General features: G+C 60.5%; 23 protein-coding genes, 4 tRNA genes and 1 pseudogene. 7 read left to right on the plus strand and 21 right to left on the minus strand.

Going from position 1 to position 24,416, the window contains the following annotated elements:
• Nucleotides 1-25: 25 nt before the first annotated feature.
• From murB to BK665_RS15750, 8 genes are all read right to left on the minus strand, one after another.
• Nucleotides 26-1,045 carry a UDP-N-acetylmuramate dehydrogenase gene (gene murB, locus BK665_RS15715; RefSeq protein ID WP_123406989.1) on the minus strand — a complete coding sequence of 340 codons (1,020 nt, stop codon included), beginning with the start codon at nucleotides 1,043-1,045 and terminating at the stop codon, nucleotides 26-28.
• Nucleotides 1,042-1,506: a low molecular weight protein-tyrosine-phosphatase gene (locus BK665_RS15720; RefSeq protein ID WP_123406990.1), complete on the minus strand. Its 465-nt coding sequence runs from the start codon at nucleotides 1,504-1,506 to the stop codon at nucleotides 1,042-1,044. The genes murB and BK665_RS15720 overlap by 4 nt, the downstream gene beginning before the upstream one ends.
• On the minus strand, nucleotides 1,506-2,270 hold the full coding sequence (gene kdsB, locus BK665_RS15725; RefSeq protein WP_123406993.1) for a 3-deoxy-manno-octulosonate cytidylyltransferase: 765 nt from the start codon (nucleotides 2,268-2,270) through the stop codon (nucleotides 1,506-1,508). Before kdsB ends, BK665_RS15720 begins: the two co-directional genes overlap by 1 nt.
• Nucleotides 2,267-2,452, minus strand: a complete 186-nt coding sequence (locus tag BK665_RS15730) for a Trm112 family protein (protein ID WP_007945752.1) — start codon at nucleotides 2,450-2,452, stop codon at nucleotides 2,267-2,269. The genes kdsB and BK665_RS15730 overlap by 4 nt, the downstream gene beginning before the upstream one ends.
• Before the next feature lie 24 nt (nucleotides 2,453-2,476).
• Nucleotides 2,477-3,487, minus strand: a complete 1,011-nt coding sequence (lpxK, locus tag BK665_RS15735) for a tetraacyldisaccharide 4'-kinase (protein WP_123406995.1) — start codon at nucleotides 3,485-3,487, stop codon at nucleotides 2,477-2,479.
• Nucleotides 3,487-3,915 (minus strand): flagellar polar localization protein PocB, encoded by a 429-nt coding sequence (gene pocB, locus BK665_RS15740; RefSeq protein WP_123406997.1) that lies wholly within the window; start codon nucleotides 3,913-3,915, stop codon nucleotides 3,487-3,489. Before pocB ends, lpxK begins: the two co-directional genes overlap by 1 nt.
• Nucleotides 3,912-4,550: a flagellar polar localization protein PocA gene (pocA, locus tag BK665_RS15745; RefSeq protein ID WP_185076536.1), complete on the minus strand. Its 639-nt coding sequence runs from the start codon at nucleotides 4,548-4,550 to the stop codon at nucleotides 3,912-3,914. The genes pocB and pocA overlap by 4 nt, the downstream gene beginning before the upstream one ends.
• An 86-nt stretch (nucleotides 4,551-4,636) precedes the next feature.
• Nucleotides 4,637-6,871 (minus strand): DNA internalization-related competence protein ComEC/Rec2, encoded by a 2,235-nt coding sequence (locus tag BK665_RS15750; RefSeq protein WP_123406999.1) that lies wholly within the window; start codon nucleotides 6,869-6,871, stop codon nucleotides 4,637-4,639.
• A gap of 136 nt (nucleotides 6,872-7,007) precedes the next feature.
• Between BK665_RS15750 and BK665_RS15755 the strand changes: the two genes are divergently transcribed.
• Complete coding sequence (locus tag BK665_RS15755; RefSeq protein WP_123407001.1) at nucleotides 7,008-7,523, plus strand: DUF2062 domain-containing protein; 516 nt, start codon at nucleotides 7,008-7,010, stop codon at nucleotides 7,521-7,523.
• Nucleotides 7,524-7,693: 170 nt separating this feature from the next.
• Here the strand turns inward: BK665_RS15755 and BK665_RS15760 are convergent, their stop codons facing one another.
• From BK665_RS15760 to BK665_RS15775, 4 genes are all read right to left on the minus strand, one after another.
• Nucleotides 7,694-8,473 carry an ABC transporter permease gene (locus tag BK665_RS15760; RefSeq protein ID WP_123407003.1) on the minus strand — a complete coding sequence of 260 codons (780 nt, stop codon included), beginning with the start codon at nucleotides 8,471-8,473 and terminating at the stop codon, nucleotides 7,694-7,696.
• Complete coding sequence (locus BK665_RS15765) at nucleotides 8,470-9,402, minus strand: ABC transporter ATP-binding protein (protein WP_123407006.1); 933 nt, start codon at nucleotides 9,400-9,402, stop codon at nucleotides 8,470-8,472. The genes BK665_RS15760 and BK665_RS15765 overlap by 4 nt, the downstream gene beginning before the upstream one ends.
• A 132-nt stretch (nucleotides 9,403-9,534) precedes the next feature.
• Nucleotides 9,535-10,158 carry a glutathione S-transferase family protein gene (locus BK665_RS15770; protein ID WP_123407008.1) on the minus strand — a complete coding sequence of 208 codons (624 nt, stop codon included), beginning with the start codon at nucleotides 10,156-10,158 and terminating at the stop codon, nucleotides 9,535-9,537.
• Between the two features lie 43 nt (nucleotides 10,159-10,201).
• Complete coding sequence (locus BK665_RS15775) at nucleotides 10,202-10,861, minus strand: transglutaminase-like domain-containing protein (RefSeq protein WP_123407010.1); 660 nt, start codon at nucleotides 10,859-10,861, stop codon at nucleotides 10,202-10,204.
• A gap of 248 nt (nucleotides 10,862-11,109) precedes the next feature.
• Between BK665_RS15775 and BK665_RS15780 the strand changes: the two genes are divergently transcribed.
• A complete protein-coding gene (locus BK665_RS15780; RefSeq protein WP_123407012.1) occupies nucleotides 11,110-13,557 on the plus strand; it encodes an acyl-CoA dehydrogenase in 2,448 nt (815 codons plus the stop codon).
• Between the two features lie 65 nt (nucleotides 13,558-13,622).
• A complete protein-coding gene (locus tag BK665_RS15785) occupies nucleotides 13,623-14,030 on the plus strand; it encodes a PA2817 family protein (RefSeq protein WP_123407014.1) in 408 nt (135 codons plus the stop codon).
• 170 nt (nucleotides 14,031-14,200) lie between these two features.
• On the opposite strand, the gene BK665_RS15790 is transcribed toward BK665_RS15785, so the two are convergent.
• On the minus strand, nucleotides 14,201-15,199 hold the full coding sequence (locus tag BK665_RS15790; protein WP_054051724.1) for a LysR family transcriptional regulator: 999 nt from the start codon (nucleotides 15,197-15,199) through the stop codon (nucleotides 14,201-14,203).
• A gap of 89 nt (nucleotides 15,200-15,288) precedes the next feature.
• Here BK665_RS15790 and BK665_RS15795 point away from each other — a divergent pair, with 89 nt between their 5' ends.
• The 3 genes from BK665_RS15795 (at nucleotide 15,289) to BK665_RS15805 (ending at nucleotide 17,418) form a co-directional block, all read left to right on the plus strand.
• Nucleotides 15,289-15,915 carry an alanyl-tRNA editing protein gene (locus BK665_RS15795; RefSeq protein WP_123407016.1) on the plus strand — a complete coding sequence of 209 codons (627 nt, stop codon included), beginning with the start codon at nucleotides 15,289-15,291 and terminating at the stop codon, nucleotides 15,913-15,915.
• Nucleotides 15,916-16,007: 92 nt separating this feature from the next.
• Nucleotides 16,008-16,778: a 2OG-Fe(II) oxygenase gene (locus BK665_RS15800; RefSeq protein WP_123407018.1), complete on the plus strand. Its 771-nt coding sequence runs from the start codon at nucleotides 16,008-16,010 to the stop codon at nucleotides 16,776-16,778.
• Between the two features lies 1 nt (nucleotide 16,779).
• On the plus strand, nucleotides 16,780-17,418 hold the full coding sequence (locus BK665_RS15805) for a LysE family translocator (RefSeq protein ID WP_123407020.1): 639 nt from the start codon (nucleotides 16,780-16,782) through the stop codon (nucleotides 17,416-17,418).
• Nucleotides 17,419-17,533: 115 nt separating this feature from the next.
• On the opposite strand, the gene BK665_RS15810 is transcribed toward BK665_RS15805, so the two are convergent.
• The 4 genes from BK665_RS15810 to BK665_RS15825 form a co-directional block, all read right to left on the minus strand.
• Nucleotides 17,534-17,609: transfer RNA gene (locus tag BK665_RS15810), tRNA-Gly, on the minus strand.
• A 3-nt stretch (nucleotides 17,610-17,612) separates the two neighbouring features.
• A tRNA-Glu gene (locus tag BK665_RS15815) sits at nucleotides 17,613-17,688 on the minus strand.
• Between the two features lie 105 nt (nucleotides 17,689-17,793).
• A tRNA-Gly gene (locus tag BK665_RS15820) sits at nucleotides 17,794-17,869 on the minus strand.
• Nucleotides 17,870-17,872: 3 nt separating this feature from the next.
• A tRNA-Glu gene (locus tag BK665_RS15825) sits at nucleotides 17,873-17,948 on the minus strand.
• 393 nt (nucleotides 17,949-18,341) lie between these two features.
• Here BK665_RS15825 and BK665_RS15830 point away from each other — a divergent pair.
• Nucleotides 18,342-19,100 carry a hypothetical protein gene (locus BK665_RS15830; RefSeq protein ID WP_185076530.1) on the plus strand — a complete coding sequence of 253 codons (759 nt, stop codon included), beginning with the start codon at nucleotides 18,342-18,344 and terminating at the stop codon, nucleotides 19,098-19,100.
• A gap of 616 nt (nucleotides 19,101-19,716) precedes the next feature.
• Here BK665_RS15830 and BK665_RS35350 read toward each other — a convergent pair.
• The 4 genes and pseudogenes from BK665_RS35350 to BK665_RS15850 form a co-directional block, all read right to left on the minus strand.
• The gene (locus BK665_RS35350; protein ID WP_375538935.1) at nucleotides 19,717-20,598 is read right to left on the minus strand and encodes a methyl-accepting chemotaxis protein; all 882 of its coding nucleotides are present in this window, start codon (nucleotides 20,596-20,598) and stop codon (nucleotides 19,717-19,719) included.
• Nucleotides 20,578-21,684: pseudogene (locus BK665_RS35355) on the minus strand (HAMP domain-containing protein); the annotation flags it as partial. The gene BK665_RS35350 and the pseudogene BK665_RS35355, both read right to left, overlap by 21 nt.
• Before the next feature lie 108 nt (nucleotides 21,685-21,792).
• Nucleotides 21,793-23,196: an aminotransferase-like domain-containing protein gene (locus BK665_RS15840; RefSeq protein WP_123407026.1), complete on the minus strand. Its 1,404-nt coding sequence runs from the start codon at nucleotides 23,194-23,196 to the stop codon at nucleotides 21,793-21,795.
• 240 nt (nucleotides 23,197-23,436) lie between these two features.
• Complete coding sequence (locus BK665_RS15850; RefSeq protein ID WP_123407028.1) at nucleotides 23,437-24,198, minus strand: SDR family oxidoreductase; 762 nt, start codon at nucleotides 24,196-24,198, stop codon at nucleotides 23,437-23,439.
• Between the last annotated feature and the right edge of the window lie 218 nt (nucleotides 24,199-24,416).

Raw genomic sequence — 24,416 nt, forward strand, 5'->3', positions numbered from 1 at the left:
TGCGGCTTGAAGCTTGCCGCTACCGCTAATAACGGTTCGGCTCCATTTCCAGCTCGACGCTGAATCGTTGCGAAATGTCTTTCTGGATCCGTTGCGCCAGCGCCAGCAGTTGCAGGCCGGTGGCGCCGCCATAGTTGACCAACACCAGCGCCTGCAACTTGTGCACACCGGCATCGGCGTCACGGAAACCTTTCCAGCCAGCCTTCTCGATCAGCCAGCCCGCCGCCAGTTTCATCTGCCCGTCCGGTTGCGCGTAGGCCACCAGATCCGGGTATTCCACTTTGAGCCGGGTCACCAGCGCCGCTGGCACCAACGGGTTCTTGAAGAAGCTGCCGGCGTTGCCGAGCACCGCCGGGTCCGGGAGTTTTTCGCTGCGGATGCTGCAAATCGCCTGGCTGACGTCGGTCGGTGTCGGGTGGTCGATGCCCTGCTCGGTCAGGCGCTGGCGTACCGGGCCGTATTCCAGATGTAGATGCGCGATGCGGTTCAGGGTGAAGCGAACCCGCAGGATCAACCAGCGCCCCGGCTGCTGTTTGAACAGGCTGTCGCGGTAGGCGAAGTTGCATTCTTCCAGGCTGAAATCCCGCACCTCGCCGGTCTGGCGATCCAGCGCGGTGAGGCCGGCGAACACGTCTTTGATCTCGACGCCGTAAGCCCCGATGTTCTGCATCGGTGCCGCGCCCACGGTGCCGGGGATCAGGCTGAGGTTTTCCAGCCCCGCCAAACCCTGGGCCAAGGTGTGCTGCACGAACGGGTGCCACGGCTCACCGGCCTCGGCTTCAACCACCACCTGGCTGCCGTCATCGCTCAATACGCGAATGCCGCGAGTGGCCATGCGCAGCACCAACGCCTGGATATCGGCGGTCAGCAGCAAATTGCTGCCGCCGCCGATCACCAGCAGCGGCACCGCGTTCGAAGCGGCATAGGCCAGCGCTTCACGCACCTCGGCGTCGTTATGGGCTTCGGCAAAAAGCTGAGCCCGGACATCCACGCCAAAACTGTTGAACGGCTTGAGGGAAACCCCGGATTGGACCTGCAAACTCATAACCGTCCCTTCAGCTCGACCACCAGCAAATCACTGGCGCGTTCGATCAAATCCAATACGTGCTCGAAACCTTGATCGCCGTCGTAGTACGGGTCCGGCACTTCATCGATTTCCGATTCGTAACGACGCAGGAACAGATCCAGCTCAGCCTTGCCCTTGGCCGGTTGCAAGGCCTTGAGGTTGCGCAGGTTGCTGTTGTCCATCGCCAGGATCAGGTCATAAGTGGCGAAATCCGCGCGGCTGACTTGCTGGGCACGCTGGGCCGACAGGTCGTAACCGCGCAGTTTGGCCGCCGCCTGGCTGCGCTTATCCGGGGCCTTGCCGACGTGCCAGTCACCGGTGCCGGCGGAAGCCACTTCGACCTGATCGGCCAGCCCCGCCTCACGCAGTTTGTGCCGCAACACACCTTCAGCCGTGGGCGAACGGCAGATGTTGCCCAGGCAGACGAACAGAACCCGCATCAGGCCTCCAGCAGGCGACGAACGCGCTCAAGGTCTTCGACGGTATCGACGCCGTGGGGCGGTGCGATCAGGGCGTCGGCAACGTGAATCCGCACGCCGTGCCACAGGGCTCGCAGTTGTTCCAGGGATTCGGTGTTTTCCAGCCAGCACGGGCCCCAACTCACGAAGTCATGCAGGAAACCGGCGCGGTAGGCATAAATGCCGATGTGGCGGCGATACGGCACGCCTTGCGGCATGTGCTCGCGGGTCTTGGCGAATGCGTCACGGGCCCACGGCAAGGTGGCGCGGCTGAAGGTCAGTGCCAGGCCATTGAGGTCGCTGACCACTTTGACCACATTGGGGTTGAACAGGCTTTCCACGTCTTCAATCGGCTCGGCCAACGTGGCCATGCGCGCTTCGGTGTGGGCGGCGAGGTTGGCGGCGACCTGATCGATCACACTCGGCGGGATCAGCGGTTCGTCACCCTGGACGTTGACCACGATGGCATCAGGCGCCAGACCCAGTTTCGTCGCCACTTCAGCCAAACGATCGGTGCCGGAGTTGTGATCTTCACGGGTCAGCACCACGTCGGCGCCAAAATTCTTGCAGGCCTCGACGATGCGCGCATCGTCAGTGGCGACCACCACGCGTTCGGCACTGCTTTTTTTCGCCTGTTCCCAGACGTGCTGGATCATTGGCTTGCCGGCAATCAGCAGCAGCGGTTTGCCCGGCAGGCGGGTGGAGGCGTAACGCGAGGGAATGACAACGGTAAAGGCTGTGGTCATTTATCCAGGCGCTCGTCAGTGGTCAGGGTGCGGGCTTCGGTTTCGAGCATCACCGGGATGCCGTCGCGAATCGGGTAGGCCAGGCCGGCGCCCTTGCTGATCAGCTCGGTCTTGTCGGCGCTGAGCTTGAGTGGGCCTTTGCAGACCGGGCAAGCGAGGATGTCGAGCAATTTGGTGTCCATGAGCATTCCCTGGATAAAAACGGTTTAAGGCAAAAGACGAGCCGGCAACAGGCGCATCAGCTGCGTATCGAACCAGGCCACGAAGGCCGGCGATGGCGCAGCATCGACCGCCAGATACCACCAATCGGCGGCGGCAAAGGCACGGCACTTCACCGCATCCTTTTCGGTCATCACCAACGGCAATGACGGTGTGAAATTCAAGGCCTGCACGCTGTATTCGGCGTGGTCGGCAAACCCGTGGGGGATTGGCTGCCAGTGTAGCGTTTCGAGGGTATTGAAGAAACGCCGGGGATTGCCGATCCCGGCCACGGCGTGCAGTGCCTGACCCGGCGGAAAATGGTCGAGTGGGCGACGTTCGCCGGTTTTCAGATTGATCAGCGCAGTGGGTTGCAGTTGAAAGGCAAAACCGTCGTCGCGATCATGGGCGGCGCCGTTGAACAGCACGGCATCGACGCTTTGCAGACGCTCGATCGGTTCGCGCAACGGCCCGGCGGGCAGGCAACGTTTGTTGCCCAGGCCACGGGCGGCGTCGATCAGCACCAGTTCAAGGTCCCGGGCCAAGCGGTAATGCTGCATGCCGTCGTCGGACAGGATCAGGTCCAGGGGTTCACTGGCCAGCAAGGCTTTGACCGCACTGCTGCGATCCGGGTCGATCATCAATGGCACACCCGTGCGCTGGACGATCAGCAACGGTTCATCGCCCGCGATATCGGCGCCTTGATCGGCCTCGACCCGCCACGGAAATTGCGCTGGCTTGGCGCCGTAACCCCGGCTGACCACGCCGACCCGCAAACCGCTGCGCTGACAATGCTCGATCATCCACAAAATCATTGGCGTCTTGCCGGTGCCGCCCACGGTGATATTGCCGACGACGATCAACGGCACCGGCGGCTGGTAGATCTCGCCCTCACCCGCCAGGAAGCGCTTGCGCTTGCGCGTGACCACCCGCCGATACAGCCATTCCAGCGGCTGCAACAGTTTCAGGGCCGGATGACCGGCATACCACGCAGCGAGCAAACGATCGGACATGGCCATCAGTGCGCTGGCGCCGCCTCGACAGTGGTCATGCGCAGGTGGCTGAAACCGAGCTTGCCCGCCGCATCCATGGCGGTGATGACGGACTGATGTTGGGTCTTGCCGTCGGCGGTGATGGACAGCGGCAGATTGGTGTCGCCGCTGGATTCTTTCTGCAACGCGTCCATCAGGCTGCTCAGGTCATTCTTCGGCAACAACTGGTTGTTGACCGAAAACACGCCCTCGGCGCTGATGGCGATGTCCAATTGCTTGACCTGCTGGTCTTCGGCCGGCGAGCCGCTGACCGCTTCCGGCAGTTCGACGCGCAACTGGGTCTCGCGGGTAAAGGTGGTGGTCACCACGAAAAACAGCAGCAGGACAAACACCACGTCGATCAGCGACACGAGATTGATGTCTATGTTCTCCCGTTGCTTGCGACGAAATTTCACGCTTTTTTGCCCTCGGACAGGTCCACGTCACGGTCGCCCTGCACCACTTCAACCAGCTTGATGGCTTCCTGCTCCATCCCCACCACCAGCTCATCGATGCGCCGTTGCAGGAACCGGTGGAAGAAGACCGCGGGGATACCGACGATCAGGCCTGATGCCGTGGTGATCAAGGCTTTGGAAATACCGCCGGCCAGCACTGCGGCGTTGGTGGTCATGCCCGTGCCCATGAACGAACTGAAGATATCGATCATGCCCAGCACCGTCCCCAGCAACCCGAGCAACGGGGCCATGGCGGCGATGGTGCCCAGGGTGCTGATGTAACGCTCCAGTTCGTGGATGACCCGGGAAGCCGCCTCTTCAATGCACTCCTTCATGATCTCGCGACCATGTTTGGAATTGGCCAGGCCCGCGGCGAGGATTTCCCCCAGCGGCGAGTTGGCGCGCAGTTCCTTGAGCTTTTCTTTATTCAGTTGTTTGTCTTTGATCCAGACCCAGACCTGCCCGAGCAAATGCTCCGGGGTCACACGGCTGGCACGCAGGGTCCACAGACGTTCGGCAACGATCGCCATGGCCGCGATGGAACTCAGAATGATCGGCAGCATCATCCAGCCGCCGGATTTGACCAATTCCCACACAGTGACAGTCCCCTCGAAAAAGTGCGCCACTCTAACATAGGGGGTCGGCGCACCGAAGACCGGGATGTCGCATCCCGTCTGGCGGGTCATTTGTTCACCACCGGCGCATCGCGCCAGAAGCGCCGTTGTTGACGCATCGTCCGGGGCGGCTCAAAGCTACCCAACAGTAGACGGACGGCACCGTGCTCGGCGCTGTCGTAGATGTGCAGGCCCCGTCTGCGGTAGCGCGCCATGACCGTGGGATGGGGATGGCCGAAGGAATTGCCGTGGCCACGGGAGATCAGCACGGACTTGGGTTGCAGCGCGGTGAGCAGCGCCATTGACGAAGAACTGCGGCTGCCGTGGTGGGGCGCCGTCAGCCAATCGGTGGGCACCGCCAAGGGACTGTCCAGCAGTGCGCGTTCGGCGTGGGTGTCGATATCGCCGGTCAGCAGCAGGCGCTCGCCATTGGCTTCAATCTGCAGGACGCAGGATTTTTGATTGCTTTCACGGGCCGACGGCCATTGCCAGAGCTGGAAGGTCACGCCGTCCCATGTCCATTGCTGGCCGCTTTCGCAATCTTCGGCATTTAACTCGACGGGCAGCGCCAGTGGATCGCCACTGATGACTTGCGTGACCGGCAGCCCTTCCTTGATTGCGCGAGCCCCGCCAGCATGGTCGGCGTCGGCATGGCTGAGCAGCATCAGGTCGAGGCCGTTCACGCCGAGTTTGCGCAGTGACGGCAGCACCACCCGCTCGCCGAGATCGAAATCACCGAAGCGCGGACCGGCGTCATACAACAACGTGTGATCGCGAGTGCGCACCAGAATGGCCAAGCCCTGGCCCACATCCAGTTGCCAGACCTCGGCCCGGCCTTCAGGCACCTCGTCGCGTGGCGGGAAAACCAGCAGCAGCAACATCGGCCAACCCAGCGGACGCATTGGCACGCCTCGCGGCATTAATAGTAGAAAGGCGCCCAACGCGCCGATGGCCCCGATCCATAACGGCACCGCCACCGGCACCCAGGCGGGTAGTTGATTCGCCATCACGGTCAGGCCCTTGAACAGCAGATCGATCAGACCGCCCGCCAACCACAGCAGCCCTTCCCCCACGTACGGCACTGGCAACAGCAAGGTCCCAAGCAACGCCGGCGGCAGCACCACCAGACTGATCCACGGCACCGCCAGCAGATTGACCAACGGCCCGCTGACACTGATCGGTAATCCCAGCATCAGCAGCAGCGGGCACAGGCCGATTGCGATCAGCCATTGGGCGCGGGTCCAGGTTTGCCACCAGCGCCAGGGGCCAAGGCGACCGCCGAAGGTGAAAATCAGCACCGCCACCGCGGCGAAGGACAACCAGAAACCCGGTTGCAGACTCGCCAGCGGATCCAGCACCAAGACCCCATTGAGCGCCAGCAATAGCGGCCACCAGGCACCGAGATGGCGAAAACGCAGGCGCCACAACAGCACCAGGCCGATCATCACGCAGGCCCGACGCACCGGCACCTCAAAACCGGCCAATAGCCCATAACCGAGAGCCGCCGCGAACGCCAGACCGCAGGCCCACGGCAACCACGGCCAACGCCCCGGCCACAGGCCATAACGGGCCAACCCGGCGATCAGCAAATACACTGATCCCGCGAGCAAACCGATGTGCTGCCCGGAAATCACCAACAGATGCACGGTGCCGGTGTCTTGCAGCACCTGCCAGTCCTCGCGGCTCAACCCGGCGCCATCCCCCAGCACCAACGCCGCCAGCGCGCCTGTTCGCCCCTGGGCATCGACACTGAGCAAACGCTGGCGGATACCGTCACGCCAGGCCCAACGGGCCGGTGCCAAACGCTGACCATCCTTGACCGTACCGGTGGCCCCGATGCCCTGGGCCAGCAGCCAGGCGTCGTAATCGAAGGCATGGGGGTTGAGCAACCCGGTCGGCCGCTTCAACTTCACCGCCAGGCGCCAGCGCTCGCCGCTGTTGAGCGCTGGCCCGTCGTACCAGGCCAGGCGCATCAGCGAGGGCATTGTGCCGTGTCGCGAGCGCGCATCCGCCAGTTCGAAACGCACCACCGCTTCATTGTTCTGCGGCAGGCCGACGACTCGACCTTCCACCCAGCGGGTTTCGCCGTCGAGATGTGCCGACAACCGATCATCCAGCGCCAACTGCGCCTGCCCGCACGCCCAACTGAAGCCGAACAGGAAAAACGCCAGCGGGTAGGTGCGAAACGGCAACTGCATCAAACCCAAGACCGGTAGCAACAGCCATAACCCGACCGGCGGTAAACCCGGCAAAAAACGCAGCGCCAACAATCCGAGCGCCAGCGCCACCATCCCTGTGCGCATAAGCCCGTCCTTGAGAGTTCCCTCATTAGGCATAGCCGACCTGACGCACGGGCACGGTTATCAATTGTCACAAAGTCTGAATGGGCGGCTAATAGAATCCAGACATACTTGCCGCCTGAACCGACCGAGAAGCCTTATGCCCCGGCGCTTATTCAAACGCTACATGCCAGACCCGACCAGCATCAGGGAACACAAATCCTTACGCTTTCTCGGCACCCTGCTGCATGACCCCAACCTCTGGCACCTCAACCGCCATTCGGTGGCCCGGGCGATGGCCGTCGGTTTGTTCGCAGCGTTTCTGCCGATTCCGCTGCAAATGCTGGTGGCAGCCGTCCTCGCGATCATGGTTCGCGGCAACATGCCGATTGCGGTGAGCCTGGTCTGGCTGACCAATCCGATCACCATGCCCGCCGTGTTCTTCTGTACGTATCAAACTGGCGCCTGGCTGATGGACGTGCCTGCTCGGCATCTGCCCGATGAGCTGACCTGGGAATGGATCAGCGGACAACTCTCGACGTTGTGGCAGCCATTTTTGCTTGGGTCGGTAGTGGTTGGGTTGGTGCTGGGTGCTCTCGCCTATTGCCTGACGATGATGTATTGGCGTTGGTGGGTGGGGCGGCAGTGGGCGCGGCGCAAGAAAAACCGGATGTAGAAATGCAAAACGGCCTCCATTTTTGGAGGCCGTTCTTTTTTGTGGTGTCTGGACGGGCGCCTTCGCGGGCAAGCCTCGCTCCTACAGGTTTTGTGTCGTTTGCCAAAACGCGAAGGCAGCGACCCTGTAGGAGCGAGGCTTGCCCGCGAAGGCCGCGACGCGGTCCCGAATCAGGTGCGCATCCCGCGCCCACTCACCAGCAACCGTGCGCAACCGATGTACAAGGCCACGGTCGCCACCAGCATGAAGGTAATCGCCACGCTGATCTTGATGTCCGAAACGCCAAGGATGCCGTAGCGGAAGGCGTTGACCATGTGCAGCACCGGGTTGGCCAGGGACACGGTCTGCCAGAACGGCGGCAGCAACGAGATCGAGTAGAACACCCCGCCCAGGTACGTCAGCGGTGTCAGGACGAAGGTCGGGATGATCGAGATGTCATCGAAGTTGCGCGCAAACACTGCGTTGATAAAGCCCAGCAACGAGAAGATCGTTGCCGTCAGCACCACCACGAGGATGGTCACGCCCAGGTGATGCACCTGCAAATCGGTGAAGAACAGTGACAGGATCGTCACGATGATCCCGACCATCAACCCGCGCAGCACGCCGCCCAGGGTGTAGCCGATCAGGATCGTGTGCGGCGATACCGGCGACACCATCAACTCTTCGATGGAACGCTGGAACTTGCTGCCGAAGAAACTCGACACCACGTTGCCGTAGGAGTTGGTGATCACCGACATCATGATCAGCCCCGGCACGATGTACTCCATATAAGTGAAGCCACCCATGCCGCCAATTTGCTTGCCGATCAGGTTGCCGAAGATCACGAAGTACAGAACCATGGTGATCGCAGGCGGCAGCAGGGTTTGCGGCCAGATGCGGGTAAAGCGCTTTACCTCGCGGTAAACGATGGTGTTGAGGGCAACGAGGTTGGGTTGCAGCTCGGAACTCATACCGCCACCTTCGACAGATTTTTCTCCACCAGGGACACGAACAACTCCTCGAGGCGATTGGTTTTGTTACGCAGGCTCAGCACTTCGATGTTCTGCTGCGCCAACTGGGTGAACAGCGCGGTGATGCCCATGGCCTTGTCCACCTGGACTTCCAGGGTGTGGCCGTCGAGCAGTTTGGTCGGGTAACCGAGCAATTGCGGCACCACGTTCAGGGTGTTCTTGGTATCGAGCAGAAAGGTTTCAACATGCAGTTGGCTGAGCAACTGCTTCATGCTGGTGTTCTCGACGATGGTGCCGTGGTCGATGATCCCGATGTTGCGGCACAACTGCTCAGCCTCTTCCAGGTAATGGGTGGTGAGGATGATGGTGATGCCTTTCTGGTTCAGTTCGGTGAGGAAAGTCCACATCGAGCGGCGCAATTCGATGTCCACCCCCGCCGTCGGTTCGTCGAGGATCAACAGGCGCGGTTCGTGAACCAGGGCGCGGGCGATCATCAGGCGCCGCTTCATTCCGCCGGACAGCGAGCGGGACGGCACATCGCGTTTGTCCCACAGGCCCAGTTGCGTCAGGTACTGCTCGGCGCGCTCCTTGGCGATTTTCGGCGGAATGCCGTAGTAACCGGCCTGGGTCACGACGATGTCGAACGTCTTTTCGAACTGGTTGAAGTTGAATTCCTGGGGCACCACGCCGATGGAGCGCTTGAGCTGCGCAGGATTCTTGTCCAGGTCGTGGCCAAAGATATTCACCGTGCCTGTGGTCTTGTTCACCAGGGTCGAGAGAATGCCGATGGTCGTGGATTTGCCGGCGCCGTTAGGGCCGAGCAAGGCGAAAAAGTCACCTTCGGCGACATCCAGATCGATACCACTCAAGGCCTGGAAACCGTTGCCGTAGGTTTTGGTTAGCTGCCGGATGGACAGAGCGGAACTCATATCGGATTACGCACCAAGAAGGGAGGAAAGGAATAAATAAGGGCGGGCGGCGATCAATACAACCACGGCACACGAGCGCAATGGTGCTTGTCGCCGCCACACAAGTACAGTCAAGTGTGTCGATAGTGAGTATTAAGTCAACGCGGTCATGACGGCTTTCTGATACGCCGGGCGCTGTTTCAAGCGCGCATACCAGGCTTCCAGATGCGGCTGCGGCGCGCGCTCGATCGGCATCTCGAACCAGGCATAAATGAAACTGCCCAGGGGAATATCGCCCATGCCGATTTCATCGCCGGACAGGTACGGCTGGGCGGCCAACGTTTGATCGGCCATCGTCAGCAAATCGTTGCATTCCTTGATCGCGGCATTGATGGCAGACCAGTCCTGCTGCTCTTTCGGGGTGCGCAACACGCCCCAGAACACGGTACGGAACGGGCCGGCGAAGCTGGAAGTGGTCCAGTCCATCCATTTATCGGCGGATGCCCGGGCCTGCAGATCTTGCGGATACCAGTTTGTTTCGTTGGCATGTCGCGCCAACAGGTAGCGCACGATGGCATTGGATTCCCACAGTACGAAGCCGTCGTCCTGAATCACCGGCACCCGGCCATTGGGATTCATCGCCCGGTACTCCGGCGTGTCCACCACACCGAAGGCGCCACCGGCATCGATGGCTTCATAGGCCAGGCCAAGTTCCTCGGCGGCCCACAGTGGTTTCCTGACATTCGACGAGTTTTTCCGACCCCAGATCTTCAGCATGACCGCCTCTTTATGGATGAATGCGCAGGCAGCATACGCCGGATCAAGCGCGACTCAAATCACTCTGCATGTCCCCCAGCAGCACCGGCAGTTGTTCGCCGAACAGGTGCGGATAGCACTTTTCCAAATGCTCGAAAAAGAACGCTTCGGGCACATCGGGGAACTGGCCATGGTCCACCAGGTATTCCATCAACGGCGCGCCGTCGCGGTTGAAGGGATGGAAAATGCTGTCGTTGATGCCGTCGAACTCCAGCGCCGCGACATTGAACAACTCGCACAAGCCTTGATTGAACGCGGGTGTGGCTTTGACCCAACGCCCATCCAGATACAACTCGGTGTAGCCGTGCATGGCGAACACGTCGCTCTTGAGCAGTTCAAGCAGGCGCGGGGTCGACAGGTGATTGCGCACGTCCGCCAGGCCAATGCGCGCCGGGATCCCGCAATGCCGGGCGCACCCGGCCAGCAAGGTGGCTTTGGGCACGCAATAACTTTCGCCGGTGGCCAGGGCGTAGCTGCCGCGCAAGGTGTCTGGGTCGCGGCTGAAGGTGTAGGGGTTGTAGCGCACCGCCTCGCGCACGGCGTAATACAGACTGATTGCCTGCTCCCGCGGATCGCGACCGGCACCGCGATGTTTTTCAGCGAACTCCACCACCGCCGGGTGGTCACTATCGATGAAGCGGCCGGGACTCAGATACTCGTGCATGAGGGCGATCTCCTGGGGGAGCTTCGAGTCTAACGACACCTTCAGCACAGAGATAACGACGATTCGGCCAAACATGGGCGCTTTGCCGCTCACCTTGCGAACGATTTCCCAGGCCTGATGCCCACAGGTCTTACAAAACCCATCCAAGGTTTCCCACGATTTCTGTCCATGGCTCTGACCACCCGATTTTGCGGATGCCGTCTAAGCTCTGAAAGTTGGTTTTGCCCTGGCTTCACGGAGGATTAAATATGCTGTTGTTGTGGATACTGGTTCTGATCGTCGGAATTGCTTATCTGGCCCACCGTCGCATCGCCCCGCTGCCTGCCCTGAGCATCGTGGCTGTCTATGTGGTGGCGATGGGCGCCTTCAGCCATGCACCGGGCTGGCTGCTGCTGATTCTCTGGGTGCTGATCGCAGCCGTTGCGGCACCGCTATTGCTGCCTGACCTGCGTCGTAAATATTTCAGCGCGCCGCTGTTCAACTGGTTCCAGAAAACCCTGCCGCCGATGTCGCAAACCGAACGCGACGCCATCGATGCCGGCACAGTCTGGTGGGACGGCGAGCTGTTCAGCGGCCGTCCGGACTGGGACAAATTGCTGTCCTATCCCAAAGTGCAACTGAGCGAAGAGGAACAGGCCTTTATCGACGGCCCGACCGAAGAACTCTGCGCCATGGTCAGCGATTGGCAGATCGGCCAGGACATGGACCTGCCGCCCGAAGCCTGGGCCCATATCAAGGAAAACGGCTTCTTCGCCCTGATCATTACCAAGGAATTCGGTGGCAAGGGCTTCTCCGCCTACGCCCACTCCCAGGTGGCGATGAAACTGGCGACTCGCAGCGGTGACCTCGCCTCCACGGTGATGGTGCCCAACTCCCTCGGCCCCGCCGAGCTGTTGCTGCATTACGGCACCGACGAACAACGCAACCATTACCTGCCACGGCTGGCTCGCGGCGATGACATTCCGTGCTTTGCCTTGACCGGGCCACTGGCCGGTTCCGATGCCGGCGCCATGCCGGACACCGGCGTCATCTGCAAAGGTGAATGGGAAGGCCAGGAAACCCTCGGCCTGCGCCTGAACTGGGAAAAGCGCTACATCACCCTCGGTCCGGTGGCGACCCTGCTCGGCCTGGCCTTCAAGGCCTATGACCCGGATCACTTGCTGGGCGACAAGGAAGACCTGGGCATCAGCCTGGCGCTGATCCCCACCGACACCGCTGGCGTTGAAATCGGCCGTCGTCACCTGCCCCTCGGCGCCGCGTTCATGAACGGCCCGAACTCCGGCAAAGACGTGTTTATTCCCCTGGACTTCCTGATCGGCGGCCAGGAAATGCTCGGCAAGGGCTGGATGATGCTGATGAACTGCCTGTCGGTAGGCCGTTCAATTTCCCTGCCGGCGGTGGGCACGGGCGCGGCGAAGTTCACCAGCCTGGTGACCGGCCAGTACGCTCAAGTGCGTGAGCAGTTCAACGTGCCGCTGTCGGCATTCGAAGGGATTCAGGAAGCCATGGCCCGCATCGGCGGTAACGCCTGGATGATGGACGCCGCGCGCATGTTGACCGCCAACGCGGTGGACCTCGGCGAGAAACCGTCGGTACTGTCGGCGATTCTCAAGTATCACCTGACCGAACGCGGCCGCGAATGCATCAGCCACGCGATGGACGTGCATGGCGGCAAAGCGATCATCATGGGCCCGAACAACTACTTGGGCCGCAGTTGGAATGGCGCGCCGATCTTCATCACCGTGGAAGGCGCGAACATTCTTTCGCGCAACCTGATGATCTTCGGCCAGGGTGCGATTCGATGCCATCCGTTCGTGCTCAAGGAAATGGCCCTCGCCGGCCGCGAAGACAAGGACCAGGCCCTCACCGAGTTCGATGGTTTGCTGCTCAAGCACATCGGGTTTGCCGTGAGCAACGCCGCCAGCACGCTGGTGCTGAACCTCGGTTTCGGTCATTTCGAACGGGCACCGGGCAATTCACTGAGCCAGGGTTACTTCCGCGCCCTCAACCGTCAGGCCGCGGCCTTCGCCATGCTCGCCGACCTGAGCATGATGCTGCTCGGTGGTGAACTGAAACGTCGCGAACGCCTGTCGGCACGCCTGGGGGATGTGCTCAGCAACATGTACCTCGCCTCCGCTGCACTCAAGCGTTACCACGACCTCGATTCGCCAGACCATATGGCGCCGCTGTTTATCTGGGCAATGGAAGAAAGCCTGGGCCAGTCGGAACGGGCACTGGATGAATTGTTGAGCAACTTCCCGAACAAGGTGCTGGGTTGCCTGCTGCGGGTGATCGTGTTCCCGTTCGGTCGTCGACACAAAGGGCCGTCGGACAAACTCGGTGCCGAAGTGGCGGCGGTGATTGGCCGGGCCAAGGGCGATCCGACTCTCGAAGAGTTGCTTGGCGGTTGCTACCGTCCGCAATCGGCCGATGATGCCGTAGGCGCTCTGCAACATGCCTGCAACCTGCTGAATGCGGCGCAACCTTTGCAGAAAAAGCTGCACGTGGCGCTCAAAAGCGGCCAGGTCAAACCGGCCGCCGGCGAACACGCCATCGATGCCGCATTGGAAGCCGGGGTGTTGCAACCGGTCGAGGCGCAGACCCTGCGCGACGCCGAAGTGGCGCGGCGCAAGGTGATTGATGTCGATGATTTCGACAAGGAAGAGCTGGCGCTGGCCGACGGAAAGGTCCGCTGATCCTGTAAAAATGGGCGTGGGAGCTTTATACTCCCGCGCCCGTTTTGCTCTTGAGGACTTATCTCGTGTCCAATGTCGTTGCCGATCATCTCGTCTTGCTGGACCACTTGCGCAGCATCCTGGTCGCCGTAGGTGAGGCCGAACAGGTTCCCGAAGAAAGCCATGCCTTGTTCCTGGAGCGCTTCGACGAATTGCGTGCGTTGCTGCCGGTCGATCCGATCGAAAGCCAGTATCTGGGCCAGGATATTCTCTGCCAGGTCATCACCCGCTACCCGCAAATTGCCCACTTGGTGCCGCGCGACCTGCTGTGGTACTTCGCCGGGGACTGCCTGCACTACATGCCCGATAATGAAATCGACTTGTACCAGGCGCTGGAAGAACGTCGTTTCGAAGCTGAACAGAACGACGAACCGTTCGACTGGAACCAGGAGAAGCAACTGCTGGCGATGTCCCAGGACGACAGCAAGCACTGATCCCGGAACAGGAATGCAAAAGGCCCGCATGGTGATTCATGCGGGCCTTTTTTTGTGGCGTTAATGAGGGCCTCTTCGCGGGCAAGCCTCGCTCCTACGGGGTTCGGTCATGCGGAAATGGTGCGATCGACACAACCTGTAGGAGCGAGGCTTGCCCGCGAAGAGGCCCGTCAAAGCAACCCATCACTCTCCGGCAACTCATACTCAGCCGCGACCTTGCCCAATGCACTCGGCTTCCCCGGCTTGCTCAGCGTCGGCTCCTTCTCCAGGCACTCCACCAGATAATCAATAAACACCCGAAGCTTGGGCGGCAAATAACGCGTCGGCGAATGCAGCAACCACGCCCCGCCATGGTACGAGGCCAGAAAGGTCCAGTCCGGCAACACCTGCACAATCAGCCCCTGCTCCAGCGCATACCGGGCGGTGAAATACGGCAGGCTGCCAATACCGATGTGCTGCAACACCGCGCCCAACCGCACGCCGGTGTGATTGGCTGCATAACGTCCGCGCACGCCGACGGTTACGGCTTTGGTGCCTTTCTTGAATTTCCAGCGAGCATCGCTCGGGGTTTCGCCCAGGTAGATGCAACTGTGATTGAGCAAGTCGTGGGGATGGGTCGGAGTGCCGTGTTCGGCGAGGTATTGCGGTGTCGCGCAGAGTAAATGGTCGATGGTCAGCAACTGCCGTCCGACCAGGCCTGCGGGTGGCCGATCCGTAATGCGGATCGCCAGATCAACATTGTCATCGATCAAATCCACCTGCCGATCTTCCAGCAACAACTCCACATCCACTTTGGGATAACGCCGCAGAAATTCCGGCATATGCGGGTGAATCACAAATCGCCCCACTGCTTTGGGCACGCTGACCCGCACCAGGCCTTCGGCCTCATGGGTGAACTGGCCGCTGATTTCCATCACTGACTTGGCTGCGCTGACCATCTCCTGGCAACGTTTGAACACTTCTTCACCGCCATCGCTCAAACGCAACTTGCGCGTGGTGCGCTGCAACAAACGGGTAGCCAGGGCCTTTTCCAGACGCGAGATGCTGCGGCTGACCGCCGAAGGCGATGAGCCCAACTGACGGGCCGCTTCGGAGAAGCTGCCGGTTTCGACGACCTTGACGAAAATCGCCATTTCACCCAACAACGGCAGCGGTAGATTTATGCTCACAGCGCAACAGTCCTTTGAGGTTTGAACGGATTATCACGCAATTCCACCCTTCATATAATAAAAATAGAATCTTTATAAGGGCATGGAATATGACGCTTCGCCTCTTTTTCCATAGTGATGACCTCAAGGCCAATGTGGAAGTCCTGGATTGCACGCCCCACGAGAATGAATTCGCGGTCGTTTTGCGCGCCACACTGTTCCACCCTCAGGGCGGCGGCCAGCCCTTCGATACCGGCTGGATCGGTGAAAGCCAGGTACTGCGAGTGGTGCAGGATCCAGACCGGATCATCCATTACGTCGATCGACCGGTAAAACTGGGCATGACCCAGATCCGCGTCGATGAACCACGCCGACAACTCAATGCCCGCTTGCATTCGGCCGGCCATCTGATCGGCCACTTTGTCCAGGCCATGGGCTGGATGCCGATCAAGGCCCACCACTGGCCGGGAGAAGCCCGGGTGCAATTCAAACCGGCGGAATCGGCGCAAGAGGTGGATATCCAGACCGTCCAGAACGGTATCGAGCAGTGGATCGCCCAAGACCTGCCGCGCCTGACCTCTTTGCGCGAAGGCGCCCGGGAAATCGGTTTCGGCGAACTGCCCGCTTACGGCTGTGGCGGCACCCATGTACGTAGCCTGAAGGATCTGGGCACGGTCACGATCGACTCCCTTTCAATGAAAAAGGGCACGTTGTCCGTCCACTACCACGTGGATTGAGTTTTTCGGCGATGCCGACACCGTCATCGCCTGACGCCGGGGGAGCCTGCATTCGCGGGCTCCGTTGACTACTCGATAGATGGACCTAAACCATGATGCTTGACGTCGAGCGTCTCGATGAGACGTGCATAAAAAAACTGGCCAACGAAGAAGTCCTCGCCATCCGCGTCAAAGGCTTTTTGCCTCAGCCGCTGGCGGTGCAGATCGGCGACAAGATCCTTGCGCCCGGTTTCGAGGGCTACATCAACGCGCCGAGTATCGGTCGCATCGGCATGGCGTTCTACGAGGCGGAAAACCAGCCGCTGCTGATCGAGGACTATTTCGAGCGCGCTACCAGCAACATTGAGGAACTGCGCAACCGTTGTGCGCCCTACTCGTCTCCGGTCGACACCCTGCGCTGCATGCTCGACGAGTCCTGGCCGGCGGGTGCGCACCTGGAGAATCTCTACGGTCGCAAGATGTATGTCGGGCTGTCCCGCGTGGTGAAACCGGGGGTGTGCTTCCTCGCCCACCACGACATTTTCGCCAAGGACGCCCCGGACAGTTTCCAGGCCCGCAGCCTGGAGGCGCAGTTCGCCTGCAACGTTTACCTGAACATGCCCACCGAGGGCGGCGCGTTGCAGATGTGGGACGCCGACATTTCTCCCGATCAGTTCGACGAAATGCGTGGCGACAGTTACGGCATCGACCCGGTCCTGCTTGGCCCTCCGACCCTGGAGGTGCGCCCTGATCCAGGGGATTTCATCATGTTCAATTCGCGCTGCATGCACTCGGTGACCCCGGGCGTGGCGGATCCGCGACTGAGCCTTTCGTTCTTTGTCGGCTATCGCGGCAATGCTTCACCCCTTACTTTCTGGAGTTGAGATGCTTTCGAATTACCTGGGCGAGTTTCTGGCGCTGGCAACCATTCACTTTCTGGCGGTGGTCGCACCCGGACCGGACTTTGCCGTCACCATCCGCCAAAGTGTGCGCTTCGGTCGACTCGTGGGCATCTGCACCGCGCTGGGCATCGGTGCGGGGATTTCCGTGCACGTGCTTTACACCTTGCTCGGCGTTGGCGCCTTGATGCACACCCTGCCGTGGTTGCTGACGGTGGCCAAGGTCGTGGGCGGCGCCTACATTCTGTACCTCGGCGTCAGCCTGTTGCGCAGCAAGCCCAAGACCGCGCTGGAAGGCGACAAGCCTGCTGACGAGCCGGTGGTGGAGCAAACGTTGTTGAAAGCCTTCACCACCGGTTTCCTGACCAACGCGACCAACCCGAAAGCCACACTGTTTTTCCTGGCGATCTTCACCACCATCATCAGCGCCACGACGCCACTGCAGATCCAGGCGCTGTATGGCCTGTGGATGTGCTTCGTCAACGCACTATGGTTTGTGATCGTCGCGCTGTTCTTTTCCAGCGCCCGGGTGCGCTTGCTGTTTATGCGCATGGGGCATTGGTTCGAACGGACCATGGGGGTGATTCTGATCCTGTTTGCCGGGCGCCTGATTCTGTCGATGTAAAACTGCGCCCACACAAAAGGCCCGCTCAGTCAGACTGGCGGGCCTTTTTTCTGTCACCGATACAAATCGCGCACAAACAAAAACGCCGCTCAATGAGCGGCGTTTTCGTTAAATATGGAGCGGGAAACGAGACTCGAACTCGCGACCCCGACCTTGGCAAGGTCGTGCTCTACCAACTGAGCTATTCCCGCAAATGGCGTCCCCTAGGGGACTCGAACCCCTGTTACCGCCGTGAAAGGGCGGTGTCCTAGGCCACTAGACGAAGGGGACACGCTAACTGAAACACATGGTGTGTATTTCAGTGCCCAAATCCGCATCCGAAGATGTCGGTTCTGGTTTCACTCAGCCCTGCCCGAAAGCAACGCTGTTTAAAATTGGAGCGGGAAACGAGACTCGAACTCGCGACCCCGACCTTGGCAAGGTCGTGCTCTACCAACTGAGCTATTCCCGCATATGGCGTCCCCTAGGGGACTCGAACCCCTGTTACCGCCGTGAAAGGGCGGTGTCCTAGGCCACTAGACGAAGGGGACACACGTACAACATTCACTCCCTACCGCGTTTCGCTGTGTGCTTTACGCTGTAAGTGGCGCGCATTCTATGGATGGATTGAGGGGTCGTCAACCCCCTGATATAAATTTATTTAAATCAATGACTTCGCCCTGCTTTTGCCAGCGAATCGGGGTTTTCCGTCGCCCAGTGTTTGGCGCCTATATTCTGGCACCCGCCAAGGCGCTATAGTCCACCCACGCCACAAGTGATGGCAATGTGCACAGCACACGCTGTTACTTATATAAGCAGCGTCGCGGCCGATATAAGTAGAGTCGTGGCCGATTCAACTCGTCGAGCGGCCCTATGCGCCCCCAGGCCAAGCCACTACACTCGCACGCGAACCCTATAAAGAGGTCTTACCGGTGACACCACTCATGATCACCCTGCTAGTCGTAGCCGGGATCGCACTATTGATCGCCATTGGCTACATGAACCATGTGGTGGAAAACAACAAGCTGGAAAAGGCCCGTACCAAGGTTGAACTCAACGACCGCCTGCGTCGCTGCGGCGAAATCACCGAGACCTTCCCCGGTCAACTGATGACACCGGCCCTCAAGCTGCTGTTGACCCGTCTGGAACTGAACGTTTGCCAGCGCCTGCTGAACCTTGAAAAAACCAGCTCCTCGGTCAAGGCCCGCATCGCAGAACTGAGCGCACTCGTCGCCCAGGGCGAATCGATCCCGGTGAACAACCCGCCGGCACCGATCCAGACCGAAGCCAAGGCCAAGGACGTGCGCTTCCTGCTCGAAGCCTTGCATGGCCAGATCACCCGCGCCGCCCAGGACGGCTTCTTGCCGACCAACGAAGCCAAGCGCTGGATCCGCGAAGTTCGCCACATTCTGGTGTTGCTGCACATCGAATTCTTCAACAACCTCGGTCAACACTCCCTGCAACAGAACCAACCTGGCCAGGCGCGCCTGGCGTTCGAACGTGGCGTGCAATACCTGCGCAAGCAGCAGGAACCGCAGGTTTACGCTGAACAACTGGAATACCTGGAAAAACTCCTGGCCCGGGCCAATGCCCAAGTGATGGACAAAATTGCGCCGACTGAAGGCGAGGTCAACCAACTGACCGAAGGGCTGAAAGACGTCGAGGCTGATGCCGACTGGAAAAAGAAAGCGATTTACGACTGATCAGAGCACGCAAAGAAGCCACCGGGGGGTGGCTTTTTTTTGCTTTGGAATTGTTGGGGCTAGATCGACAGTACATTCGGGAGAGGTTGGTTGGCTGTCAGGCCGCCTTCGCGAGCAAGCCCGCTCCCACAGTTTTGATTGAGTACATTCGGGAGAGGTTGGTCGGCTGTCAGGCCGCCTTCGCGGGCAAGCCTCGCTCCTACGAAAAGCAGAAGCGGAGCGGCATACACCTACCGGCTCTTCACCACTCATTAGGCCGAGCGTTAGCTCGCCTGCTCTTAATCTTGATCTTGATCTTGCTCTGCCCGCCCCTTCGGGAGGCTGAGTGGAGGTGTTCATCTGGGGGTGGGCGCGCAGCGCCGTGCGGCGAAGCCGCACACATCGAGAGGAGGTCGAAGCGAAGCCGACCGGAGGCGATGCCCCCAGATGGACACCGGAGCGAAGGAACGCCGAGCCTAAGCGAGGGGCCGGACGCCGGGGCGAGCCTTTTTGGGTACTTTTTTGGCGTTTGAAAAAAGTGCCTCGCCGTAAGGGCGAAACCGCCAGCCGCCATTACCGCAGGAATGGATATGTACACAGACCACCAAGAACCTGGTCGACCCTAAGGTCGCCAAGGTCAAAGCCGAAAATGCCCAACCATCCCCTTAAGCTCAACCCCCAACTGCGCCAACTCAATACTGGAAGCCGCATTCCCCTGCATGGCCAACGAAGACTGATCCGCACTCGCCCGAATACTCGTCACACTGCGATTAATCTCCTCAGCCACCGAACTCTGCTCCTCAGCCGCCGCCGCAATCTGCTGATTCATCTGCTGAATCAACGACACCGCCGCCGCAATACTCCCCAACGCACTCTCAGTCTGCAACGCATCACTCACCGCCAGCTTCACCAGCTCACCACTGTTCTGGATCTGCTGCACCGACGACTGCGCCGCCGAACGCAAGGCACTGACCAGCCGCTCAATCTCTTCAGTCGATTGCTGGGTACGCTTGGCCAGAGCCCGCACCTCATCAGCCACCACCGCAAAGCCCCTGCCCTGCTCCCCCGCCCGCGCCGCCTCGATGGCTGCGTTGAGCGCCAACAAGTTAGTCTGTTCGGCCACGCTTTTAATCACGCTGAGCACCGTGCCGATGTTCTGGATCTCCGCGCTCAGGCTCTCGATGCTGGAACTGGCCGAAGTCGCCGAATCCGCCAGTTGCTCGATCCGCGCCATGCTCTGGCGCACCACTTGCTGGCCACTCTCGACCTTATCGTCGGCAGTCTGCGCCGCCGTAGCAGCCTCTTCGGCATTGCGGGCAACGTCATGCACAGTGGCAGTCATCTGGTTCATCGCCGTAGCGACTTGCTCGGTTTCTTCCTTCTGGCTGCTGACTTCGAGGTTGGTCTGCTCAGTCACCGCCGACAGCGATTGCGCGGAGTTGGCCAGTTGCTCAATACCCGCCTGCAAACCACTGACAATGCTGCTGAGCCCGGCGCCCATCTGTTGCATCGCCAGCATCAACTGGCCGATTTCGTCGCGGCGGGTCACTTCAACCGTCGCGCTCAAATCCCCGGCGGCAATTTGCTGGGCGACACGGATCACACTGCGCAGCGGCGCCACGATCAACCGGGTAATCACCCACGCCGCGATCAGCCCCACCAGCAGCGCCAGGGCCGATGAGCCGATGATCAACAGCGAATTCTTTTTCAGTTCGGCCTGCATCGCCCCGTCTTCGGCGACGTAGGCCTGGTCCACCCGCTCCACCACCTGGCCGGCGCGCTGGTGCAGTTGCTCGTAGACGGTTTTTTCCTGGGCCAGCAGGCCGGTGTATTCGGTGAGCTTGTCGCTGAAACTGGCGATATGGCCGGTCACTTCGTTGAGGACAGTCTGATAGCCCTCATCCTTGACCGTGGTTTTGAGTTGTTCAGCCTGGGTCAGCGCCTGGTCAGCCTGCTCGATCTTGCCCTTGCCGGCGCTGTCATCGTCACCCTTGCGGCTCTGGTCGAGGCGCACCCGCGCTTCGTTCATCGCCTGCAACATCAGCCGCGAGACCTGGCTGACCTGATTGGCCTGTTCGATGAATTGCGCGCCGTCCTTGCCTTCGGATTGCTTCAAGCCATAGGCGCCGTCGTCGGCGAGACCGGCCTGCAATACATCCAGGTTGTTGGCCACGCTGGAAACCGACCAACTGGCCATTTCCAGGGCCAGGTCCTTGGCCTGGGTGATCGAGACAAATTCGTCGAACGCCTTGCGGTAGGCCCCCAGCGACTGCTCGACATCGTTCATCACCGGCACATTGGCCGCCGACTGCGCTTTCAACTGGGTGGACAGGGCAATCAGCTCATCAACCCCTTGATGCAAGGCATCGACCGTCTTCGGATTGCTGTGCAGCGCGTATTCCTGTTCCAGCAAGCGAACTTTGAGCAAGCCGCTGTTGAGCGTCGACATCTGCTTCAGCCCGTCGAAGCGGTGACTGATGGTTTGCAGGGACCATACGCCAATGGCCGCCACCAAGGCTGTCAACAACAGCACCAGGACAAACCCGATACCCAGTTTCTTTGCCATACCGAGGTTGGCAAAACGTCCTTGCACGGCCGAAATCATTGCTCGTAGTCCCCTGCCATAGTCTGTAGATGGAGATTCGCAACGGGCCTGTGCAAGCACAAGTCTCTGGCGTCGGAATAATGGCAAAAAGCTACGCCCACGTCGTTTTCAGAACGTTTTAGGTCGATCCGAAGCGGTGGCCTGGAAAAACCGACGGGCACGGGGATCGCAGGCATAGGCCACATTGATACGCTGCCAGGCACTGGCCTCACCGCTCGGGCTGAAAGCCGTCGAGGAAGACAACAGGACGCCGAAACGCCGCGCCTGGGTGCGCAACTGAGCGTAGTCGGACATCGGCGATCGTGCCCAGATGAACAAGCCGCCACAGGGCTTACCGAACACCTCCCATTCAGCGTCTTCCAGCACCTGCAAGGCCGCCGCCCGGTCGATGTTCAGGCGCTGGCGCTGGCGCTGTACCAATTTGCGATAGGCACCGCTGGCCAACAGGCTGGCCAGCACCGATTCGCAAAACCGCGACCCACCCATGCTGCTGATCATCTTGACCTCGGCCAGCCGCCTGATCAGCCCGGCATCGGCCACCACAAACCCGACCCGCAATGAACTGCTGAGGGTTTTCGAGAAGCTGCCGACGTAGATCACCCGTGCCTCGTCATCCAGCGCGGCGAGACGAGTGCCGGGGGTATGGTGCAAATCCGCATAGACATCGTCTTCAATCACCTGCACGCCGTGGATTTTGCTCAGTTCCAGGACGCGCTGCGCCACCAGCGGCGTCACGCAACTGCCCGTGGGGTTGTGGTGAAAGCTATTGATGAACAGCGCACGCGGTTGATGCTCGATCAACACACGTTCGAGCACCTGCGTGTCTGGGCCGTGGCGGGTTCGCGGCACCTCAAGCATGCGCACCCCGTGCAGCCTGAGCAGGTCGAACAGATGGGAGAAACCAGGGTTTTCCACTACCACGCAGTCTCCCGGTTGGAGCAGCGTGCGCACAATCAGGTCGAGCCCCTGGCTGGCGCCGGCCGTGGTCAGTACCTGACTTTCGCCCGCCTCGATATTGAGTGGTTTCAGGCGCTTGAGAATCTGCTGGCGCAACGGCAGCAAGCCCAGTGGCGTGCCATAGCTGAACAGACCGGCCATATCAGTGCGGGCCACCTCGCGGATCGCGTAACTGAGGTCGTCGGTCTCGCGCCAGCTCTCGGGCAAGCCGCCACAGCCCAGCATCAGCTCACCGGACAAGTTGTCGGTAAGCCCCGTCTGCATCACTTCTACACCTTCGAACCGGGGCAGATCCCACGCCTGCGGCACCACCGGTGCCGAGGCGGCGACCGAAAACCCCGAACCGGGACGCGTCGCCAGGACACCTTGGGCGACCAGGCGCTCGCAGGCTTCGACGACGCTGGATTGACTGAGCAAATTGAGTCGCGCGATGTGTCGCACGGAGGGCAAGCGAGTCGCGGGCGGCACTTCGCTTTGGCGGATCCAGCTCGCCAGTCCGTCGACGATCTGCTGTACGACCGGCACCATTGCCTGTCGATCAATTCTCAATTCCATGAGCAAGCAAACTCCTGTCCATTTTGCTGGCAGCAGTTAATCACACGAGAACAGATTCGGCTGTGCGACAACGCCGTCAAAAACGGCGGTTCTAACCATTTGAAACACATTCCCTGAGGCTCGCCCCCCCCTGTGGGAGCGGGCTTGCTCGCGAAGAGGGCGTGTCAGTCGACATTAATGCTGACTGATACACCGCCTTCGCGAGCAAGCCCGCTCCCACAGGGGATGATGTTTGTACCCTTAGAACGCGGTAACGCCACCATCCACGGCCAGGGAATGGCCAGTGGTGAAGGCCGCACCGTCGCTGCACAGGTACAGCACGGCGCTGGCGATTTCCTCGACCTTGCCGATGCGCCCGACCGGGTGCATGGCGTTGGCGAATTCGGCTTTCTTCGGGTCGGCTTCATAGGCGCGACGGAACATGTCGGTGTCGATCACCGCCGGGCACACGGCGTTGACGCGGATCTTTTTCTTTGCGTATTCGATGGCGGCGGATTTGGTCAGGCCGATCACCGCGTGCTTGGAGGCGGCGTAAATGCTCATCTTCGGCGCCGCGCCCAGGCCAGCCACCGACGCGGTGTTGACGATCGCGCCACCGCCCTGGGCCAGCAGCAACGGCAATTGATACTTCATGCACAGCCACACGCCTTTGACGTTGACGCCCATGATCGCGTCGAACTCATCCATTGTGCCGTCGGGCAGTTTGCCTTTTTCGATTTCGATGCCCGCGTTGTTGAAGGCATAGTCGAGACGGCCGTAGGTATTGATCACCTCGTCCATCAGATGTTTTACCTCGCTCTCCACGGTGACATTGCAACGCACGAAGGTCGCTTCGCCACCCGCCGTACGAATCAGCGCCACGGTGCCCTCGCCCCCCGCCGTGTCCAGATCGGCGACCACCACCTTCAAGCCTTCAGCCGCAAAAGCCTGGGCGGTGGCGCGGCCAATACCATTGGCTGCGCCGGTCACAACGGCTACCTGGCCGGAAAACGTCATGCTCATTGTTCTGTCCTCGAAGAGAAGGTCGCGGGGGATCGCGTGCTGGCAGTCTATCCACGGGACATTGCGCGCGGCAGCACTATCAGAAGGCCAGTTGAGTGCCCATGCGTCGCAGTGATAGAGGCGCCGGTCTGACTATCACTGCACTGGATCGGCGTGCATTCGCCGCATCAGCCAACCTTGCGGCATTCGCCCCGAAGGTCTATCAACAAAGCTTCCAT

This window comes from Pseudomonas frederiksbergensis (assembly GCF_003732665.1).
Taxonomy (GTDB): domain Bacteria; phylum Pseudomonadota; class Gammaproteobacteria; order Pseudomonadales; family Pseudomonadaceae; genus Aquipseudomonas; species Aquipseudomonas frederiksbergensis_G.

What these genes read in the sequence shown, in the direction of transcription:
- kdsB (WP_123406993.1), bottom strand. Translation starts at nt 2,270, where the DNA reads ATGACCACAGCCTTTACCGTTGTCATTCCCTCGCGTTACGCCTCCACC.
- BK665_RS15760 (WP_123407003.1), bottom strand. Translation starts at nt 8,473, where the DNA reads ATGAGTTCCGAGCTGCAACCCAACCTCGTTGCCCTCAACACCATCGTT.
- BK665_RS15780 (WP_123407012.1), top strand. Translation starts at nt 11,110, where the DNA reads ATGCTGTTGTTGTGGATACTGGTTCTGATCGTCGGAATTGCTTATCTG.
- BK665_RS15850 (WP_123407028.1), bottom strand. Translation starts at nt 24,198, where the DNA reads ATGAGCATGACGTTTTCCGGCCAGGTAGCCGTTGTGACCGGCGCAGCC.
- BK665_RS15730 (WP_007945752.1), bottom strand. Translation starts at nt 2,452, where the DNA reads ATGGACACCAAATTGCTCGACATCCTCGCTTGCCCGGTCTGCAAAGGC.
- BK665_RS35350 (WP_375538935.1), bottom strand. Translation starts at nt 20,598, where the DNA reads ATGCTGGCGATGCAACAGATGGGCGCCGGGCTCAGCAGCATTGTCAGT.
- BK665_RS15720 (WP_123406990.1), bottom strand. Translation starts at nt 1,506, where the DNA reads ATGCGGGTTCTGTTCGTCTGCCTGGGCAACATCTGCCGTTCGCCCACG.
- murB (WP_123406989.1), bottom strand. Translation starts at nt 1,045, where the DNA reads ATGAGTTTGCAGGTCCAATCCGGGGTTTCCCTCAAGCCGTTCAACAGT.
- BK665_RS15840 (WP_123407026.1), bottom strand. Translation starts at nt 23,196, where the DNA reads ATGGAATTGAGAATTGATCGACAGGCAATGGTGCCGGTCGTACAGCAG.
- BK665_RS15795 (WP_123407016.1), top strand. Translation starts at nt 15,289, where the DNA reads ATGACGCTTCGCCTCTTTTTCCATAGTGATGACCTCAAGGCCAATGTG.
- BK665_RS15750 (WP_123406999.1), bottom strand. Translation starts at nt 6,871, where the DNA reads ATGCGCACAGGGATGGTGGCGCTGGCGCTCGGATTGTTGGCGCTGCGT.
- lpxK (WP_123406995.1), bottom strand. Translation starts at nt 3,487, where the DNA reads ATGGCCATGTCCGATCGTTTGCTCGCTGCGTGGTATGCCGGTCATCCG.
- BK665_RS15830 (WP_185076530.1), top strand. Translation starts at nt 18,342, where the DNA reads ATGATCACCCTGCTAGTCGTAGCCGGGATCGCACTATTGATCGCCATT.
- BK665_RS15775 (WP_123407010.1), bottom strand. Translation starts at nt 10,861, where the DNA reads ATGCACGAGTATCTGAGTCCCGGCCGCTTCATCGATAGTGACCACCCG.
- BK665_RS15805 (WP_123407020.1), top strand. Translation starts at nt 16,780, where the DNA reads ATGCTTTCGAATTACCTGGGCGAGTTTCTGGCGCTGGCAACCATTCAC.
- BK665_RS15755 (WP_123407001.1), top strand. Translation starts at nt 7,008, where the DNA reads ATGCCCCGGCGCTTATTCAAACGCTACATGCCAGACCCGACCAGCATC.
- BK665_RS15800 (WP_123407018.1), top strand. Translation starts at nt 16,008, where the DNA reads ATGATGCTTGACGTCGAGCGTCTCGATGAGACGTGCATAAAAAAACTG.
- BK665_RS15770 (WP_123407008.1), bottom strand. Translation starts at nt 10,158, where the DNA reads ATGCTGAAGATCTGGGGTCGGAAAAACTCGTCGAATGTCAGGAAACCA.
- BK665_RS15765 (WP_123407006.1), bottom strand. Translation starts at nt 9,402, where the DNA reads ATGAGTTCCGCTCTGTCCATCCGGCAGCTAACCAAAACCTACGGCAAC.